The sequence below is a fragment of the Modestobacter sp. VKM Ac-2978 genome, from assembly GCF_026968025.1.
Lineage (GTDB): Bacteria > Actinomycetota > Actinomycetes > Mycobacteriales > Geodermatophilaceae > Modestobacter.
Genome location: NZ_JAPVBP010000002.1, coordinates 529,928 through 547,212 on the forward strand (window position 1 = coordinate 529,928; position 17,285 = coordinate 547,212).

A 17,285-nucleotide genomic window follows, 5' to 3' on the forward strand; every position below is an offset into this window, starting at 1 on the left:
CGCGAGCTCGCGCTGGGACCCTGCAGCGGGGCCACCGTCCTGGGCGGACGTCACCCTCCGCGGAGGCGGTCGCCGATGGCCGGGTCCTCGGTCCAGCTGCGGTAGGGGATCCGGCGGATCTCCTTCACCTCGCCGATCGTCGACCACTCGTTGCCGCCGAGCCGGGCCAGCGGCTGGAGCTCCTCGATCCGTGGTCGGCCGTCGCGGACGGCGCTCTCCCACGCCGAGACGTGCACGACCCGGCCGAACACCACCGTGCTGTCGCCCAGCCGCAGCGTCGCGTGCAGCACGCACTCCAGGGTCACCGGCGACTGGGCGACCCGCATCGTCGCGACCCGGTCGCTGGGCTCCAGGGTGACCCCGGTGTGCTCGGCCTCGTTCTGGTCCGGCGGGAAGTCGGTCGCGGTGGCGTTGACCTGCTCGAACAGCGCCTCCGGGGTGAGGCTGATGGTGAACTCGCCGCTGTCCTCCACGTTGCGCAGCGAGTCCTTGCGGCCCACCGAGGTGAACTGGACGACCGGCGGGTCGACGCAGGCCACCGTGTAGAAGGAGTGCGGCGCGAGGTTGTGCACGCCCTCGGCCGAGCGGCTGCACACCCAGGCGATCGGCCGGGGCACCACCACCGAGTTCAGCACCCGGTAGAAGGCGCCCGTCTCCATCTCCGCCGGGTCGAAGGAGACGCGCGGTGGACTGCTCTGCTCGGTCACCGGCCCATCGTCGCCGACCCGGTCGCCGGGCTCAGCCCCGGGCCTGACCGTCCGGCGGGTGCTCGGCGCGCCACGCGTCGAAGGTGCTGAGGAAGGACTCGGCCATCCGCTGCTCGGTGACCAGCAGGTCGCGGTCCCGGTCGTCGACCATCCGCTGGCTCAGCGCCATGGTGTTGAACCGGATGGCGCGGAAGTAGGGGATGAAGGAGCTGGGCTTGAACGCACGCTTCGAGGCCTGGGGGACCACGCCCTCCGGCGCCCAGGGGGTGGGCTCGGGGAGTGCGGGGAGCCCGAGGGCCTCGATCGCGGTGAGCACCGGCTCGTCGTCGGTGCGGTCGGTGAAGTCCCGGGACAGCTCCCGGAACACCTCTCGGCCGTCCGGGGCCACGGCGAGGACGATCGGCCGGAAGATCGACGCCTCGGTGTCCCAGGCGTCCAGCGGCTGGGCGAGCCGGGTGCCGTCGGGGTCGCTGGCCCACCGGAAGGGCAGGTGCCAGGTGTGGTCCATGGCGAGCTGGACCTCGGGCGGGTCGACCGAGGCGAGCACCACCTCGGCGCCGGCTGCGGAGATGCGGGGCAGGGACTGGGCCAGACGGACCGCCTGGGCGCAGCAGTAGGGCTACCAGTCGCCGCGCAAGCCGACGAGGAGGAGCGCGGCGCGCTCGTCGGTGCGCAGGGCGAGGAGGTCGCTGGTGGTCATCACCCCACGCTAGGTGCGCGGGAGGTGGGCCGCCGGTCGACCGCGGCCGAGGGCAGGGTGCGCCCGCGCCACCGGAGCGAGCCCTTCCGGTGACCGGCCACCGAGCGGGCGACCAGCACGTCGAGCAGGACGATCGACACCGGGTGGGCCAGGGCGTCCGGCCAGACCCGGCCACCGGTGCGCGTCGCGACCACGGCCCGGTTCGCCACTCCTGCGGCGTAGCCGACCAGCCCGGCGCGGGAGCCGGTCAGGGCGGCCAGCGGCGGCAGCAGCCAGACGGCGCTGAGCCCGGCCGCCACCCCGGCGGCCGCCGCCGGGTGACCGCCCACCGCCGACCACAGCGACTTCGTGTAGCCGTCCCGGACACCGGTCCAGCCGTCGTACATCCGGCAGGCGGCCAGCGTCGAACCGTCGACGACGACGCCACGGCCCCCGGCGGCCTTGACCGCACGCAGCAGCGCGACGTCCTCGATCACCTCACCGCGCACGGCCGCGTGCCCGCCGGCCCGGTCGTAGGCGGCCCGGCGGACCACCAGGAACTGGCCGTTGGCCGCCGCCAGCGACGGCCGCGGTGACCGCTCGGCCAGCCGCAGCGGCAGCAGGGTGGCCCACAGCCACTGCTGCAGCGGCTGGACCAGGCGCTCGGCCGCGCTGCCGGTGAGCTGCCGCGGCCAAGGGGAGACCAGGTCGAGTGCGGACTCGTCGAGCACGGCGACCGCCGAGGCGATCGCGTCGGGCATCAGCCGGACGTCGGCGTCCAGGAACACCAGCACGTCGTCGGGGGCGGCCCGGTCGAGGGCGTCAGCGCCCTGGGCGCAGGCGTTCGGCTTGCCGAGCCAGCCGGGCCCGGGCGGCGTCGCGGGCAGCACCGTGACCCGGGCGTCGGGCACCCCCGCCACCCGCTCGGCGGTGCCGTCGGTGGAGCCGTCGTCGACGACCACGACCCGCAGGTCGGGCACCCCACGCTGGTCGAGCACGGCGGCCAGGCAGCCCTCGATCTGGTCGGCCTCGTCCCGGGCCGGGACCACCACGGTCACCCGGCGGGGGACCGGTCCAGGCACGGCCGGCGGCCGGCGGAGGAGCCGGCTGTTCAGCGCCGCGTGGAGCGCGGCGACCACCGAGACCCCGGCGCACACCTGCAGGAGCCGGCGCCAGGCCGCAGTCACCGACGGCTCCGCCGCGCCTGGGCGGCGAGGACGGCGAGGACCGGCAGCGCCAGGACCACGCCCCAGACCGCGGACCCCGGGAGGTCGAGCCAGACGGCGTGCGCCAGCGCACCGCCCAGCACCATCCAGCCCACCGTCAGCAGCGGCGCGGTGTCCCCGATCCGTGGGAGCCGGCTGGTGCGCTCGACGAGCACGTCGAGCAGGGTCATCAGCACCAGCCCGGCCAGCAGCCAGCCGGCGAGGTTGGTGAGCGGCACGGTGGGGATGCCCGGCAGGCCCGGTTCGGGGTGCGCCCAGCGCCAGTAGCCGGCCTGCACCAGCTGCGGGTCGAGCACGACGTCCCAGGCGGCGAAGACGTAGGCCGCCACCGCCACCCGGGCGGCCCGGCGTCGGGTGGGGCGCACCCGCGAGGTCAGCCGGGCGGCGAGCACCCAGCTCGGCCACGCCATCATCAGCCAGGCCAGCGGCACCAGGAAGGGCACCCCGAGCAGGGTCGGCCCCAGCGTGTCGCTGTAGAGGTACTCGCCGTAGGGGAAGCCGGTGCTCAGCCCGAGGGCCTCGAACAGCACGGCGACGACGCCGACGAGGACGAGCAGCGCGGCACCGGTGCGGGCGCCGCGGCTGACCGTGGCGTGGCTGACCGAGACCGCCGACCCCAGCAGGACGATCGCCCAGCTGACCGTGTCGCGGGCGGCCCCGCTGCTGAGCGGGTAGGCGATCGCGGTGCTCAGCAGCGCGACGGTGAGCGCGAGGGGCAGCCAGGGGAGCGGGGCCGGGTCGGTGCCCGGCCGGCGCGTGGTGAGCGCACCGGTCACCCTGCCGTCCTCCGGGGCAGCCGGCGGGTGACCTCCGCCCGCAGCCGGGCACGCAGCCGGGCCGCCGGCCGGCGGTCGGCGAGCACCACCCGGGCGGCGGTGCGCCCGGAGTTGCCCGAGACCCCACCGCCGGGGTGCGTGGAGGCGCCGGTGAGGTACAGCCCGCCCAGCCCCGGCACCCGGTGGCCGGACAGCGCCGGTGTCGGCCGGAAACCGAACATGCTGGCCAGGCTCATCTCCACGTGCATGACGTTGCCACGGAGGAGGGACAGTTCCTGCTCCAGCTTCAACGGGGTCTGGACGTACAGCCGCTGTACCGAGTCGGCGAAGCCGGGTGCGTAGCGGTCGACCGCGGCGATCAGCTGCTGGGCGGCCCGGTCGGCGATCTCGTCCCAGTCCGATCCGTCGGCGAGCTCGTACGGGTACCACTGGCCCCAGATTGTGACCACGTGCTGGCCGGCCGGGGCCAGGGTCGGGTCGCTCGCGGAGAACGACATGGCCAGCGGCACCGGCTCCCGGGGCAGCTCCCCGGCCAGCCAGTCGCCGTGCGCCCGGGCCAGCTGGGCCCGGTCGGTGCAGAGCAGCTGCAGCCCCTGCAGCGCCTCCTCACCTGCGCCCGGGTAGTTCGGCAGGGCGTCGGTCTGCGCGCGCAGCACCAGACCGAAGCCGTTGCCCAGCGGCGGGTCGGCCTCGGCCAGCGCGGGCGGAGCGTCGTCGCCGGCCAGCGCCTTGGTCGCCAGCACGTGGCAGGCGGCGACGACCACCGGTGCGGTGATCCGCCGTCCGGAGACCGTCTGCACGCCGGTGACCCGCCGGTCGTCGGGCGGCCCGTCGACGAGCAGCCGGGCCGCGCCGTCCCCGAGGGTGACCCGGCCGCCGTCACTGGCCAGCCGCGCCGCCAGCGCCTGGGTGAGCCCGCCCGACCCGCCGACCGGGTGACCGGGCGGGACGTCGTGCAGCAGCGCCACCCAGCCGACCATCGCCGCCGTGCCGGGCTCGGACATGGGCGGGCCGGACTGGGCGCCGAACCATGCCAGCGCCGCCTTGAGCCGTTCGCTGGTGAACCAGCGGTCGAGCAGGGCATCGCCGGAGCCGAGGAAGTCGGTGGCGATCTCCCCGCCCGGGGTCCGGGGCTGGCCCCGCCGCGGGGCGCCGACCGGCCACAGGTGTCGGACCAGCCGGGTCATCGCCGGCCGGTCGCCGAACGCCTTGACGACGGCGGCGCTGCGCGGGCCCCACACCTCGACGAACCGGCGGTAGGCCGCGGCGTCGGCGTCCCCGCAGGCGGCGGCGATGGAGGCGCAGGTGGCGTCGAGGTCGACGGAGAAGACCAGTGGCCGACCGTCGGGACCGGGGTCGCCGGGCACCGGTGCGGGGGCGAAGCCCCAGGGGTCGCAGTCGACGTAGCGCAGGCCGAAGCGGTCGAGCTCCAGCTCCTCGACCACCCCGCTGTGCCGGATGATCACGTGGGCGCTGGACCCGCGGTCGACCCGGACACCGGGCCAGCGCTCCACGGTGGAGACCGCGCCGCCGAGGACCTCGTCGGACTCCACCACCTCCACCCGCAGCCCTTCCCGGGCCAGGTGGCAGGCGGCGACCAGGCCGTTGTGCCCGGAGCCGATGACGACGACGTCGGCAGTCGTGTCGGCAGTGCGGGTGCCGGAGGTGTGGGTGTCTGAGCTGCGGGTGTCGGGGGCGCTGGCGACGGGGATCAGCTCTTCTCGGCCGGCGGGGCCAGCGGCAGGCGCGCGCCCAGGATGGCGAAGGGGCGGGCGTCGCCGGGGAAGTGGTAGCCGCGGGCCAGGTCGACGAACCCGTCGGCGTGGTACAGCCGGAAGGCCTTGGTGTCGGTGTCCGGGGTGCTCAGCAGGGCGGCCGGCTGGGGGAGGTCGGCCAGCAGCGCGTGCAGCAGCTGCCGGCCCAGGCCCTGGCTCTGCCGGTCGGGGTGCACGTGCAGCTCGCAGACCTCGAACGCACCGGGCAGCCACTGCTTCGCCGTCCGCCGGTCCAGGGCGTTGCGGACCTGGTCGTGCCACCACTGGCCGGGGGCGACGACGTAGCCGTAGCCGAAGCCGACCAGCTGCTCGCCGGCCGTGCCGTCGCCCCGGGGGGCCTCGACGAAGGCGCCCACCGCGCGGAAGCCCTCTCGCTCGGTGTGCTGGACGGCGTAGCCGTAACGCCCGGCGACGACGGAGTCGCCGTAGCCCATCGCCGCTCCGTAGATCGCCAGCGCCTCGTGCAGGTGCTCGCGCATCCAGCCGGCGGGCAGCTCGGTGATCCGGGTGGCGGGGGTGGTGCCGGTCATCAGGGGGTCTCCTCGTCGGCGGCGGCCGGGGAGGGCCCGGGGCCGACCTCCGCGGGGGTGCCGGCGGTGAGCTGCAGCAGCTCGTCGTAAGTGGTGGGGAAGACGGTGTGCGGGTGCCCGGCGGCCGCCCACACCCGGGCGTACCGGGCGAGCTCCACGTCGACGAGGGTGCCGATCGGCTCCGGGTGGCCGACCGGGGCCACCCCGCCGATGGCCTGACCGGTGTGCCGGCGGACGAACTCGGGGGTGGCCCGGGTGATCCGCGGGACGCCGAGCAGGTCGGCGACCAGCGCCTCGTCGACCCGGTGTGCGCCGCTGGTGAGGACGAGCAGCGGGACGCCTCCGGCATCGAACACCAGGCTGCTGGCGATCGCGCCGACCTCGACGCCGAGCTGCGCGGCCGCGGCGGCGGCCGTGCGGGCGCTGTCGGGCAGTACTCGCACCTCACCGGCGACGCCGGCGGCGCGCAGCACCTGCTCGACCTCGGCGACCCGGGGGTGGTGCGGGGTCTCCGCAGCGGTCATGACCGCGATCCTCCCACCGGCCCCGGGGCCGCGCGCCACCCGGGACCTGCGGTCGGCGCCGACCGCAGGCCGCCGTCGCCCGGGCCTCGCGGCGACCCTCGAGTCGGACTCGAGGGTGTGTTGCGGCCCTGGGTGCAGTCGCTGTAACGACACGGATGCCGACACGCCTGTTCGGCTTGACCGCCCCCGGCCGGTCCGGTCTACTCATCGGTGTTCGAACACCTGTTCGAACACCGGCGACCCGTTCGCCGGCCCGGGCCGTCACGTCCTCCCCGACGTGCGCTTCCCCGCCGGGCCGGAGGGCGGGGCAGTCGGGAGGGGCGGAGAGTTGCGGAGTCTGACATGAGCCGAGTGCTCGCCGGGGCCGGTGGCCGGGTCGGTGAAGAGGTGCAGGTCGAGCAGGGGCCGTCGGGGCCGGCCGAGTTCTGGCGAGGGCAGACCCGGTACGTGGTGGGGGAGCTGCTCGACTCGTGGGTGGAGACCGCGCCGTGGTGGCAGACCGATGCCGCCGGCCGGGGTGGGGCGTCGGCCGAGCTGGTCGCCACCCGGCAGGTCTGGCGGGTCGAGGCGGTCCGCGCAGGCCGGTCCCGGATGAGCTTCGCCGGGGTCTTCGACCTGTCCTGGGAGCCGACGGGCAACCAGTGGCTGCTCGTCCGGGTGCACGACTGATGGGCGCCGCCCGGGCCCTCCCGGCCGCCGCCGACGGGCAGCTCCCGTTGCTCCCGCCGCTGCCCGCGGCCGCCGCCCAGCTGCTCGGTCAGGCCCATCGTGGGCTGGCCGAGGCCGCCAGCAGCCCCGACGCGGCCTGGCGGTACGCGACCGCACACCTGGCCGCCCTGCGCGCCGCGGCGGCCGTGCTGGCCGCCCGCACCCAGCCCGAGGCCGGGCGTCGCCGGCCGCGCAGCGCCTGGGTGCTGATCGGCCAGGTCGCCCCCGAGCTGGGGGAGTGGGCGGCGTTCTTCGCCGCCGGGGCGGCCAAGCGCGCCGCCGCCGAGGCGGGGCTCTCGCACGCGGTCACCGAACGGGAGGCCGACGACCTCGTCCGGGACGTCGGCACGTTCCTCGGCGTCGTCGAGACCACGATCAGCCGCCCGGTACCGCCGCCGCCCGCGCGCCTGCGGGCGGTCGACCCCGGCTCGCGCCGGCGTGGCCCGGGCCACCCCGGCTCCGGCTCCGACCGCGTCTCCGACACCGCCTCGTGAGCGACCCCTTCGTCCACCTGCACGTCGCGTCGGGGTACTCGATGCGGCACGGCGCCAACCACCCGGCCGACCTGGTCGCCCGCGCGGCCGAGCACGGCATGGGGGCCCTGGCCCTGACCGACCGCGACGGCCTGTACGGCGCGGTCAAGTTCGCGCTGGCCTGCCGGTCGGCGGGCATCCGGCCGCTGTTCGGCGTCGACCTCGCCGTCGACCCGGTCGCCGGCGGCGAGCCGGGTGACCAGACCCCCGGGCGGATCACCGCCGCGGCCCGGCACCGGGCCGCCCACCCCGCCGGCCGCCGGGCCCCGGCACGCGGCGGGGCCAGCGTCGACCCGCGGCTGCCCCGGGTCACCTTCCTCGCCCGCGACGGCGCGGGCTGGCGCTCGCTGTGCCGGCTGACCAGCGCCACCCACCTCGGCGGCACCCGCGGCGAGCCGGTCAGCTCCCTGACGCTGGCCGGTGCGCACTCGGCCGGGCTGCTGGCGGTGCTGGGGCCGGGGTCCTCGGTCGGCCGGGCGCTGGCCGCCGGCCGGGCCGACCTGGCGCACGCCCGGCTGGCCACCTGGCGATCGGTGTTCGGGCCCGGCCAGCTCGTGCTCGAGATCGTGCACCACCGCGGCCAGGGCGACCGGTCCCGCGCCCAGGCGATGCTGCGGCTGGCCGCCGAGGCCGGGGTGCCAGCGGTGCTGACCAACGCGGTCCGTCACGTCGACGCCCTCGACGCCCCGACCGCCGACGTGCTGGACGCCGCCCGCCGGCTGGTGCCGCTGGGCGAGCGGCACGTCGACCGGCGCACCGCCGAGGGGTACTTGAAGTCGGGCAAGGAGATGGCGCTGCTCGCCGAGGAGCTGGCCGGACCCGACCGGGACGCGGCACTGCACCTGCTGGAGACCACCGCCCGGGTCGCCGAGCAGTGCGCGGTCGACGTCCGGGCCGACCTGGGCATCGGCACCGTGCGCTACCCCGAGCTCGACGTGGTCACCAGCGCGGCCGAGCGCGGGATGGGCCCGTCGGCGGTGCTGCGGGCCCGCTGCGAGGCCGGGTTCGGCCGGCGCGGGATGACGCCGTCGGCCGTGGTGCGCGAGCGGCTGGAGGAGGAGCTGGCGGTCATCGACTCCCTCGGCTACCCCTCCTACTTCCTCACCGTCGCCGACGTGGTCACCCTGATCAAGGAGCTGCGGGTCCGGGCCGCGGCCCGCGGCTCGGGCGCCGGCAGCCTGGTCACCTACCTGCTGGGCATCTCCGACGTCGACCCGATCCGGTACGGGCTGCTGATGGAGCGGTTCCTCTCCCCGTTGCGGCACCAGCTGCCCGACATTGACATCGACGTGGAGTCCGCCCGCCGGATGGAGGTCTACGACGCGGTGATCGAGCGCTTCGGCGCCTCCCGGGTCAGCTGCATCTCGATGATGGACACCTACCGGGTGCGGCACGCGGTCCGTGACGTCGGCGCCGCTCTCGGGCTGCCGCCGGCGGAGATCGACGCGGTGGCCAAGGCGTTCCCGCACATCCGGGCCAACCAGGTGCACGCGGCGCTGCGCGACCTCCCGGAGCTGCGGGCCAGCCGGCTGGGGTCGCGACGGAGCGGTGGCTCGGGCGATCTGGACCTGCTCTTCGACCTGGTCGCCCGGCTCGACGGGCTGCCCCGGCACATCGCACTGCACCCGTGCGGCGTGCTGCTCTCCGACGCCACCCTGCTCGACCGCACGCCGGTGGAGAGCAGCTACCTGGGCTACCCGATGAGCCAGTTCGACAAGGACGACGTCGAGGAGCTGGGGCTGCTCAAGCTGGACCTGCTCGGCATCCGGATGCAGTCGGCGATCGCGCACGCGATGGACGAGGTGGCCCGGGTCGACGGGCAGCAGGTCGAGATCGACGCCGTCCCGCGCGACGACCCGACGACGTTCGAGCTGATCCGCAGCACCCGCACCCTGGGCATGTTCCAGATCGAGTCACCGGGTCAGCGCGAGCTGGTCGGCAAGTTCGGTCCGCAGACGTTCGAGGACCTCATCGTCGACATCTCGCTGTTCCGTCCGGGGCCGGTGAAGAGCGACATGGTCACCCCGTTCCTGATGGCCCGGAACGGCTGGCGCGACCCGGTCTACCTGCACCCGGCGCTGGTCCCGGCGCTGGAGCAGACCGCCGGGGTGGTGGTCTTCCACGAGCAGGTGCTGCAGATCGTGTCGGTGATGACCGGCTGCGACCTGGCCGAGGCCGACGAGGTGCGCCGGGCGCTGGGGGAGAAGGACGCCCACCCGGAGGTGAAGGCCTGGTTCGCGCCGCGGGCACTGGCGGAGGGCTTCGACGTCGCGGTGGTCGAGCAGGTGTGGGAGGTGCTGGTCGCCTTCGGCTCCTTCGGCTTCTGCAAGGCCCACGCCGCGGCGTTCGCGTTGCCGACCTACCAGTCGGCCTGGCTGAAGACCCACCACACCGCGGCCTTCCTGGCCGGGGTGCTCACCCACGACCCCGGGATGTACCCCAAGCGGCTGATCCTCGACGACGCCCGCAACTTCGGGGTGCAGGTGCTCGGCCTGGACGTCAACGCCTCGGCCGGCACCTACCGGGTCGAGCGGGTCGACGGGGGAGCGGATGACGGGGCGGACGACGGTGACCGGCTGCGTCCCCGGCCGGCGTGGATGCCGGCGGCGATGCCCGACCCGGGGCGGTACGGCATCCGGCTGTCGCTGGCCGACGTCAAGGGGATCGACGCCGAGGAGGTCGCCCGGATCCAGGCCGGGCAGCCCTACCGGTCGCTGACCGACTTCTGGAACCGGGCCCGGGTGTCCCGGCCGGTGGTGGAGCGGCTGGTGCTGGCCGGCGGCTTCGACTCCGTCTACGGGTTCGGGGTGCGCGACAGCGAGGGCGGCCGGCCGGCGCGGCGGCGCCAGCAGCTGACCCGCCGCGACCTGCTGCTGCAGATCGGGGAGCTGGACCGTTGGAGCCGCAGCGGCGCGAAGGCGGCCGGCACCGGCCAGCTGGGGCTGGACCTGTTCGGCGCCGAGGCGTCCGGCGAGACCGAGCCCGGGCTGTTCGACGTCGAGACCCCCGCGGAGGACGCCGGCGGTCAGCCGGAGTTCGTCGCCTCCGGGCTGCCGGAGTTCACCGACGCCGAGCGGGTGCGGGCCGAGCTGGAGGTGCTGGGGCTGGACGCCAGCCGGCACGTCATCGAGTTCTACCGGCCGTTCCTGGCTGCCCTCGGTGCAGTGCCCGCGGCGGAGCTGCTGCAGTGCCGTAGTGGGGCGGAGGTGCTGGTGGCCGGGGTGAAGGTGGCCACCCAGACCCCGCCGATCCGGTCCGGCCGCCGGGTGGTGTTCGTGACCCTGGACGACGGCACCGGCTGCGCGGACGCGACCTTCTTCGAGGACGTGCAGGGGCCCTACGCCGCCACGGTCTTCCACTCCTGGCTGCTGGTGGTCCGCGGGGTGATGCGGCGCACCGGGCCGCGCGGGGTCTCGATGCGGGCCACCGGGGCCTGGGAGCTGCCCGCGCTGCACGAGGCCTGGGAGACCGGCGGGCTGGAGGCGGTCGCCGAGCTGATGGCCGCGCCGGGGGAGTACACCGAGCAGGCGATCGCCGGGGCGGCGGCGTCGCGGGCGTCCCGGCCGGTGGTGGTGCGGCCGGTGCTGGTGCACCCGACCGGGTTCCGGATGTCGCCCTACGCCGACATCAAGCCGGCCGGCGAGGACGCCGCGACCGCAGCCCGCCGCGCGGCCGCAGCACCGCCGCGCAAGCTCTGGCACTCCAGCCCCGGCAGCTCGGGCCACTGAGCGGGCCGCGGTCGGACTCGTCGGCGTGCGACCCGTGGTCCCGGGCTGTTCGTCCGATGGACCTCGCCGTGGCGCGTGGCGGCTGCCCGGCCGGGTAGCACAGTCCTCAGGTCGGGTGCAGTGCCCGGCAGGCTCCACCGTCGAGAGGCAGTCCCATGCCCGAGGTCCCGCAGCCCGTCACCGACAACACCATCAAGGTCCGCCAGCTGAGCCACTACCAGTTCAGCTGGACGGCCGGGGAGCCGGGGAAGCCCGGCACGTACACGTTGCAGCTCGTGCTCGACCAGGGCGCCTGGGAAGAGGTCCTCACCCTCGACCCGGACGACGCGGACAACCTGCAGGACCTGCTGACCAACACCGAGACGGTCCACTACGACGTCGAACGGCGCGTGCTCCTGTTCGGCGTCACCGAGACCGGCAGCTGATCTCCGAGGGCGCCCACCCGCGATCCAGCGGGGTGGGCGCCCTCCCCCCGGAGCCAGGCTGCGTCCAGCGGCTGCGCTGATCTGTGCGGGCGCACGGCAGGGGGCGGCGCACCGTGCGCGCTGCGGCGGCACCGGTCCGAGCCGGGTGGTCCGCCACTAGGCTCGGCTGGGTGACGACCTCCCCGGCCACTGCCGCGCAGGCCCCGGCCCGAACCGCGGCGATCTGGGCCGCGCTCGACCCGCTGGTCGCGGCCGGCTCCCCGCTGCAGGTGCTCGACCTCGGCGGCGGCAGCGGGATGTTCGCCGTCCCGCTCGCCGCCCTCGGCCACCAGGTCACCGTCGTCGACCCCAGCGCGGACGCACTGGCCACCCTGCACCGCCGGGCCGCCACCGTCGGTGCGGGCGACCGGGTCCGTGGTGTCCAGGGCGACGGCGACCGGATGCTCACCGCCCTCCCGTCCGGGGCCCTCTTCGACCTGGTGCTGTGCCACTTCGTGCTCGAGGTCGTCGACGAGCCGGCCAGCACGCTGCAGCAGCTCGCCAGTGCGCTCCGCCCCGGCGGGCAGCTCTCCCTCGCCGTGGCCAACCGGGCCGGCGCCGTCCTCGGGCGGGCGATCAGCGGGCACCCGGTCGAGGCGCGCGCCCTGCTCGCCGACCGCGACCCGGCCCCCGCCCGCAGTGCCCCCGCCCACCGGCGGTTCGACCCCGCGGAGCTGCTCGCGCTGCTCACCGGCGCCGGGCTGGAGCCGGGGGAGTGGCACGGCGTCGCCGTCGTCGCCGACCTGCTGGGCGCCTCCTCCGGGGCCGACCCCGATGCGCTGCGCGCCCTGGAGCTGGCGCTGGCCGGCGTCTCGCCCTACCGGGACGTCGCCACCGGCCTGCACGTCCTCGCCACCCGCCCGACCGCCGGCTGACCCGCGGGATGAGCCTGCCCGAGGGCCTCCAGCTCCCGCCCTACGGCAGCGCCACCCTCGCCGACGTGCTGCCCGGCGTCGCCAGCGCCCTCGGGCTCCCGGCCCGCCGCGATGGACCGACCGGACGTCCGCTCGACCTGACCCCCGCCGTGGCCGGCGCCCGCCGGGTCGCCGTCCTGCTGGTCGACGGCCTGGGTGCCGAGCTGGTCGCCGCCCACCCGCGCCAGGCGCCGGTGCTCAACGCACTCGGCACCCCCGTCGGCACGCTGTCCGCACCCTGCCCGAGCACCACCCCGGTCAGCCTCGTCAGCCTGGGCACCGGCCTGCCGCCGGGCAGCCACGGGGTGCTCGGCTTCGTCACCGAGGTGCCCGGCGAGGGCCGCACCCTCAACCACGTCCACTGGGCCGACGACCCCGACCCGCTGCAGTGGCAGGCCCAGCCCACCGTCTTCGAGCAGGCCACCGCCGCCGGCGTCTCGTGCACCGTCGTCGCCCCGCACGCCTTCGCCGGCTCCGGCCTCACCCGCGCCGCCTACCGCGGAGCCGACTACGCCAGCTCCGTCAGCCACGGCGACCTGGTCGCCGAGATGCACGCGGCGCTGCGCACCGGCGAGCGCAGCCTGGTCTACGGCTACACCGCCGAGCTCGACCTCACCGGGCACGTCCGCGGCGTCGACTCGCCCAGCTGGCGCGCCCAGCTCGGCATCGTCGACCGGCTGGTCGAGCAGCTGGTCGAGGGGCTGCCCGAGGACGCCGTGCTGCTGGTGACCGCCGACCACGGCATGGTCGACGTCCCCGGCTCCACCCGGCTCGACATCGGGGCGGAGCCCGCGCTCACCGACGGCGTGCGGCTGCTCGCCGGCGAGCCGCGGGCCCGCTACGTGCACGCCGAGCCCGGGGCCGCCGACGACGTGCTCGCCGCCTGGCGCACGGTGCTCGGGGACCGTGCCTGGGTGGTCAGCCGAGCGGAGGCGGTCGACAGCGGGGTCTTCGGAGAGGTCCAGGAGCAGTTGGCCGACCGGATCGGCGACGTCGTCGCGCTGGCCCGGGGCAGCTGGGCGTTCACCGACGTCCAGCAGGACCCGTTCGGGTCGAGGCTGGCCGCCTACCACGGCTCGCTCACCCCGGCGGAGTTGGCGATCCCGCTGCTGGCCGCCCGCGGCCGCGCGCTGGGCTGAGCGCCGTGGGCTGGGCTGAGCGCTGTGGGCCTCAGGCCGGGTGCAGGGCCAGCGGGTGCCAGGTGCGCCAGTGGCCCGGCTGCGGGGCGGCGCAGGTCAGCCGGTGCGACTCCGCGGACAGCCGGCTCTCCACGCTGACCACGACGTCGCCGTCCGGCCCGGCCAGGGTCACCTCGAACCGCTCGATCCCGGGCGCCGGCGACGGCAGCCCGCGCACCCGCCGCGGCGGCAGGTCGCCCACCCCGAGCAGACCGAGCTCCCCGCGGGCGTGGTGCTGCGCGGCCTGGGCGGCCGGCGCCAGTCCGGCCCGCCCGCGGAGGAAGGGCAGCGCCACCTGGCCGGCGGCGTGCGCGTCGAGCAGCACCCGGCCGTCCCCGGGCACCTGCCCGTAGACCAGGCCCCAGGGCAGGACGACGACGTTGGCGGCGAACCGGTCACCGCCGAGGTGGCTGGTCTCCCAGACGTCGGCGGCCGCCCCGGCGGCGGGCAGCGCCCGGGCCAGCGGGCGGCCGCGGACGGCACAGCAGACGTCGTGCGCGCCGTGCGTGCAGACCAGGTAGGTCGGCACCTGCGTCGGTTCGCCGACCGAGCCGTCCCAGGGCAGCTGGAGCAGCTCGGCGTCGTCCTCCCGGGTCGACCAGCGGACGGTCTCCCGGCCGGGGGTCGTGTCCGCGACCGCCCAGCGGCGACCGCCCTCCGTCGACCTCTCCCCGGGCCGGCGGACCAGTTGGATCCGCATGCCCAGTTCACGGGCCCGGGCCGCCAGCCGGGAGGCGACCCGCCGGTCGAAGCGGGACTCCAGCAGGGCGTCCCGCCCCCACGGGCCGGGCTGTTCGACCAGCAGCCAGCGTCGGGCCGGTGGTGCGGTGGCGACGGGGGAGTCCCCGCGCAGCAGGGCCTGCACCGAGCAGCGGGCCGGGTCCAGCCGGCCGGCCGGGGTCGACCGGGGTGCGGGGGACCCCGGGTCGGGGTGGACCGGGCCGGTCGGCTCAGGCCCCACCGGTGTCGCCACGGCCCCCATCGTGCCCGGCGTCGGCTGCCGGTGCCCCGGCGCGGGCGTCCGGGACGATCGCGATCGCCTCGGTGACCAGCCGGCGGGCCAGGGTGAGCTGGTCGGCAGCGTCGAGCCCGGGCAGGTCACCGACCTTTAGCTCGCCCGCGGCGAGCAGCGCGGCCAGGGCCGGGTGGGTGTCGGCCGGCAGGTCGTGGGTGTGGCGGCCGGCGACCAGCGCCACCCGTCCGCCGTCCGGGTCGCGCAGCTGCAGGCGCAGCAGCGGTCGCACCTGGAGCACGGTGTCGACCGACAGCGCGGCGACCGCACCGGACTGGGCCAGCGGGGACACCGGGGCCGGCCGCACCTGCGCCCAGGTGCGGGCCCGCAGCGCGTCGGCCACGGCCGCGGGGTCGACCTCGCCGAGCCAGCGCTGCAGCCCGGAGAGCACCGCGGCGACGTCCTCGGTGGTGGCCGAGGGGTCGGCCAGGTCGACGCCGAGCGGCAGCGAGCCGCGCAGCGCGGGGTCCTCGGCGGCGAGGGTGCGCACCAGGTCCAGGGCGGACTCCACGGCGCCCCAGCGGGTCACCGAGTGCACGCCGACGGTCAGGTGCGCGCTGATCTCCCCGAGCGCGACCGCCGAGTGCAGGTAGCCGCGGGGGAGGTAGAGGGCATCGCCGGGACGCAGCACCGCGTCGATCACCGGGGGACGCTGCGCGGCGGCGGCGACCTCGGCGGCGCGGTCGGTCCAGGGGTGGGTGCGCAGCGGGTCGGTGAGCACCGGCTCGTGGATCGTCCAGTGCTTCTCGCCGGCGACCTGCAGCACGAACACGTCGTGCACGTCGTAGTGCGGGGAGAACCCGCGCGAGGACGGCGGGGTGATGTAGGCGTTGACCTGCGTGGGGTGCCCGAGGTCGGCGGCGAGCTGACCGGCGAACTCGATCAGCGGCGGCCACAGCCGGTGCAGGCCCTGCAGGACGACGGTGCTGCCGTCGGCGAACAGCCGCAGCACCGCGTCGGAGGAGACCTGGTCGGCCACCTCCGCGCCGGCGCCCTGGGGGCTGGTGAAGCGCTTGGTGTCCACGACGGCGCCGTCCTTGGCGATGCGCAGGAACGGCGTGCGCAGGCCGCGGGTGCTCAGCAGCTCGTCGACGGCTGGCAGGTCGAGCAGGTCGGTGAACGTGCCGCCGAGTTCTGCGGCGGTGGAGAGCAGGGGCCGGCGGGACCAGTGCTCGGCGGCGAACACCTCCGGCTCGACCCGGATGCAGCGGCGCAGTGCGGGGCGGGTGGTGCCCCCGGCCCGGCAGTTCAGGGTCGGACACGGTCAGGCCGAGCCGTCCGCGCCGCCGTCGTGCTGGCCGGGCGTGCCGCCGCCGGCACCCGAGTCGGCCGGGCCCTCGGCGCCACCGTCGGCACCGCCGTCGGCACCACCGTCGGCACCGCCGTCGGCACCACCATCGGCACCGCCGTCAGCACCGCCGTCAGCACCGCCGTCAGCGCCACCATCGGCACCGCCGTCAGCACCACCGTCGTGCTGGCCCGGCGTGCCCTCGGCGCCGCCGTCGGCCGGTCCCTCTGTGCTGGTCATGTCGTCGTCGTCGAGCGCCATGGCTCCTCCGATCGTCGAGGTCGTGGCCACCGGTCGGGGACCACCTGGACCAGTTCTACCGCGATGATCGACTGCCCACACCTGCCCGGACCGGGGTGCCGTCCCGGCTCCCGCATCACCGGATGACGATCCGGTCACGATCCGACGTGCCTGGTGCGGGTGATCGTGAGTGGGCATGTCAGAGCGTGCACGCCACAAGAGACGACGCACGAGAGGACAAAGGCCATGACAGAGAGTCGTGCACGTACGGATGCCACCACCTCCGGGGCCACCACCCCGGGCAGCGACGCGACGCGGGAGACGACCGTCGGCGCGACCCGCGAGGTGCACGCCGAGCCGGTGGTCCGCGAGCCGGCGGTCCGCGAGGTCGATCGGCGCGAGGAGCCGACGCACGTGTCGGTGGCCCCGCCGCGGCGTGACCGGGTCCGCTGGGGCCCGGTGTGGGCGGGCCTGCTCGTGACCATCTCCTCGTTCGTCCTGTTCAACCTGATCACCTTCGCCCTCGGCTGGTGGGACATCGAGGGTGCCGGCGGCTCCAACGCCGACTGGATCAGCACGGCGATCCTGTGGGGCGCCTTCTTCCTCGGTGGGCTGACCGCGGCGGCCTCGGCGATCTGGCGCGGGGTGAGCGACGGCATCCTGCACGGCATCCTGGTGTGGGCGCTCGGCATGGCGACGTTCCTCGTCCTCAGCCTGCTCGGCGGCGGTGCGGTCCTGGGCGCGGTCGGTGACGCCATCGGCCAGCTCGGTGTGCTGCAGCAGAACAGCAACGCCCCCGCAGCACAGCTCGCCCCGGTCGTGGACAACGCCCAGTCGGTCGCGAGCTGGGCCGTCCTGGTGATGGGCGTGGCCATCATCCTGTCGGCGCTCGGTGGCGTCCTCGGGGCCAAGATGTGGCCGGCCAAGAAGGACACCGAGGACGACCGGGTGACCACCACCCGCTGATCCGTCGCGACAGGCGCCGGGACCGACCACGGTCCCG

At 75.9% G+C, this 17,285-nt stretch carries 16 protein-coding genes and 1 pseudogene; 7 read left to right on the plus strand and 10 right to left on the minus strand.

Features of this window, described 5'->3' with window-relative positions:
• Positions 1-50 precede the first annotated feature (50 nt).
• The 7 genes and pseudogenes from O2W53_RS06370 to O2W53_RS06400 all read right to left on the minus strand — a co-directional run bounded on the left by O2W53_RS06370 (position 51) and on the right by O2W53_RS06400 (position 6,217).
• Entirely contained in the window at positions 51-707 is a 657-nt protein-coding gene (locus O2W53_RS06370; protein WP_269162166.1) for a flavin reductase family protein, read from the minus strand.
• A 31-nt stretch (positions 708-738) separates the two neighbouring features.
• Positions 739-1,314, minus strand: a pseudogene (locus O2W53_RS06375) (peroxiredoxin family protein); the annotation flags it as partial.
• A 92-nt stretch (positions 1,315-1,406) separates the two neighbouring features.
• On the minus strand, positions 1,407-2,573 hold the full coding sequence (locus O2W53_RS06380; protein WP_269162167.1) for a glycosyltransferase: 1,167 nt from the start codon (positions 2,571-2,573) through the stop codon (positions 1,407-1,409).
• Positions 2,570-3,388, minus strand: coding sequence for a carotenoid biosynthesis protein (locus tag O2W53_RS06385; protein ID WP_269162168.1), 819 nt, complete (start codon positions 3,386-3,388; stop codon positions 2,570-2,572). The genes O2W53_RS06380 and O2W53_RS06385 overlap by 4 nt, the downstream gene beginning before the upstream one ends.
• Positions 3,385-5,010: a phytoene desaturase family protein gene (locus O2W53_RS06390; RefSeq protein ID WP_269162379.1), complete on the minus strand. Its 1,626-nt coding sequence runs from the start codon at positions 5,008-5,010 to the stop codon at positions 3,385-3,387. Before O2W53_RS06390 ends, O2W53_RS06385 begins: the two co-directional genes overlap by 4 nt.
• Positions 5,011-5,099: 89 nt before the next feature.
• Positions 5,100-5,693 carry a GNAT family N-acetyltransferase gene (locus O2W53_RS06395; protein WP_269162169.1) on the minus strand — a complete coding sequence of 198 codons (594 nt, stop codon included), beginning with the start codon at positions 5,691-5,693 and terminating at the stop codon, positions 5,100-5,102.
• The gene (locus O2W53_RS06400) at positions 5,693-6,217 is read right to left on the minus strand and encodes a YbaK/EbsC family protein (protein ID WP_269162170.1); all 525 of its coding nucleotides are present in this window, start codon (positions 6,215-6,217) and stop codon (positions 5,693-5,695) included. The genes O2W53_RS06395 and O2W53_RS06400 overlap by 1 nt, the downstream gene beginning before the upstream one ends.
• A 342-nt stretch (positions 6,218-6,559) precedes the next feature.
• Here O2W53_RS06400 and O2W53_RS06405 point away from each other — a divergent pair, with 342 nt between their 5' ends.
• From O2W53_RS06405 to O2W53_RS06430, 6 genes are all read left to right on the plus strand, one after another.
• Positions 6,560-6,886 carry a DUF6504 family protein gene (locus O2W53_RS06405; RefSeq protein ID WP_036336939.1) on the plus strand — a complete coding sequence of 109 codons (327 nt, stop codon included), beginning with the start codon at positions 6,560-6,562 and terminating at the stop codon, positions 6,884-6,886.
• The gene (locus O2W53_RS06410) at positions 6,886-7,419 is read left to right on the plus strand and encodes an SAV_6107 family HEPN domain-containing protein (RefSeq protein ID WP_269162171.1); all 534 of its coding nucleotides are present in this window, start codon (positions 6,886-6,888) and stop codon (positions 7,417-7,419) included. The genes O2W53_RS06405 and O2W53_RS06410 overlap by 1 nt, the downstream gene beginning before the upstream one ends.
• A complete protein-coding gene (locus O2W53_RS06415) occupies positions 7,416-11,186 on the plus strand; it encodes a DNA polymerase III subunit alpha (RefSeq protein WP_269162172.1) in 3,771 nt (1,256 codons plus the stop codon). The genes O2W53_RS06410 and O2W53_RS06415 overlap by 4 nt, the downstream gene beginning before the upstream one ends.
• A gap of 155 nt (positions 11,187-11,341) precedes the next feature.
• Positions 11,342-11,611 carry a hypothetical protein gene (locus O2W53_RS06420; protein WP_164700432.1) on the plus strand — a complete coding sequence of 90 codons (270 nt, stop codon included), beginning with the start codon at positions 11,342-11,344 and terminating at the stop codon, positions 11,609-11,611.
• A 170-nt stretch (positions 11,612-11,781) separates the two neighbouring features.
• Positions 11,782-12,525, plus strand: a complete 744-nt coding sequence (locus O2W53_RS06425) for a class I SAM-dependent methyltransferase (RefSeq protein ID WP_269162173.1) — start codon at positions 11,782-11,784, stop codon at positions 12,523-12,525.
• Between the two features lie 8 nt (positions 12,526-12,533).
• Positions 12,534-13,703 carry an alkaline phosphatase family protein gene (locus O2W53_RS06430; protein ID WP_269162174.1) on the plus strand — a complete coding sequence of 390 codons (1,170 nt, stop codon included), beginning with the start codon at positions 12,534-12,536 and terminating at the stop codon, positions 13,701-13,703.
• A gap of 31 nt (positions 13,704-13,734) precedes the next feature.
• On the opposite strand, the gene O2W53_RS06435 is transcribed toward O2W53_RS06430, so the two are convergent.
• The 3 genes from O2W53_RS06435 to O2W53_RS06445 all read right to left on the minus strand — a co-directional run bounded on the left by O2W53_RS06435 (position 13,735) and on the right by O2W53_RS06445 (position 16,303).
• Entirely contained in the window at positions 13,735-14,724 is a 990-nt protein-coding gene (locus O2W53_RS06435; protein ID WP_442929273.1) for a sucrase ferredoxin, read from the minus strand.
• Complete coding sequence (locus O2W53_RS06440; RefSeq protein ID WP_269162176.1) at positions 14,693-15,940, minus strand: cupin domain-containing protein; 1,248 nt, start codon at positions 15,938-15,940, stop codon at positions 14,693-14,695. The genes O2W53_RS06435 and O2W53_RS06440 overlap by 32 nt, the downstream gene beginning before the upstream one ends.
• Before the next feature lie 78 nt (positions 15,941-16,018).
• Positions 16,019-16,303 carry a hypothetical protein gene (locus tag O2W53_RS06445; protein ID WP_164700447.1) on the minus strand — a complete coding sequence of 95 codons (285 nt, stop codon included), beginning with the start codon at positions 16,301-16,303 and terminating at the stop codon, positions 16,019-16,021.
• A gap of 225 nt (positions 16,304-16,528) precedes the next feature.
• Between O2W53_RS06445 and O2W53_RS06450 the strand changes: the two genes are divergently transcribed.
• The gene (locus tag O2W53_RS06450) at positions 16,529-17,248 is read left to right on the plus strand and encodes a permease (protein WP_269162177.1); all 720 of its coding nucleotides are present in this window, start codon (positions 16,529-16,531) and stop codon (positions 17,246-17,248) included.
• The last annotated feature ends 37 nt before the right edge of the window (positions 17,249-17,285 follow it).

What these genes read in the sequence shown, in the direction of transcription:
- O2W53_RS06395 (WP_269162169.1), bottom strand. Translation starts at nt 5,693, where the DNA reads ATGACCGGCACCACCCCCGCCACCCGGATCACCGAGCTGCCCGCCGGC.
- O2W53_RS06400 (WP_269162170.1), bottom strand. Translation starts at nt 6,217, where the DNA reads ATGACCGCTGCGGAGACCCCGCACCACCCCCGGGTCGCCGAGGTCGAG.
- O2W53_RS06405 (WP_036336939.1), top strand. Translation starts at nt 6,560, where the DNA reads ATGAGCCGAGTGCTCGCCGGGGCCGGTGGCCGGGTCGGTGAAGAGGTG.
- O2W53_RS06410 (WP_269162171.1), top strand. Translation starts at nt 6,886, where the DNA reads ATGGGCGCCGCCCGGGCCCTCCCGGCCGCCGCCGACGGGCAGCTCCCG.
- O2W53_RS06420 (WP_164700432.1), top strand. Translation starts at nt 11,342, where the DNA reads ATGCCCGAGGTCCCGCAGCCCGTCACCGACAACACCATCAAGGTCCGC.
- O2W53_RS06430 (WP_269162174.1), top strand. Translation starts at nt 12,534, where the DNA reads ATGAGCCTGCCCGAGGGCCTCCAGCTCCCGCCCTACGGCAGCGCCACC.
- O2W53_RS06435 (WP_442929273.1), bottom strand. Translation starts at nt 14,724, where the DNA reads ATGGGGGCCGTGGCGACACCGGTGGGGCCTGAGCCGACCGGCCCGGTC.
- O2W53_RS06445 (WP_164700447.1), bottom strand. Translation starts at nt 16,303, where the DNA reads ATGGCGCTCGACGACGACGACATGACCAGCACAGAGGGACCGGCCGAC.
- O2W53_RS06450 (WP_269162177.1), top strand. Translation starts at nt 16,529, where the DNA reads ATGACAGAGAGTCGTGCACGTACGGATGCCACCACCTCCGGGGCCACC.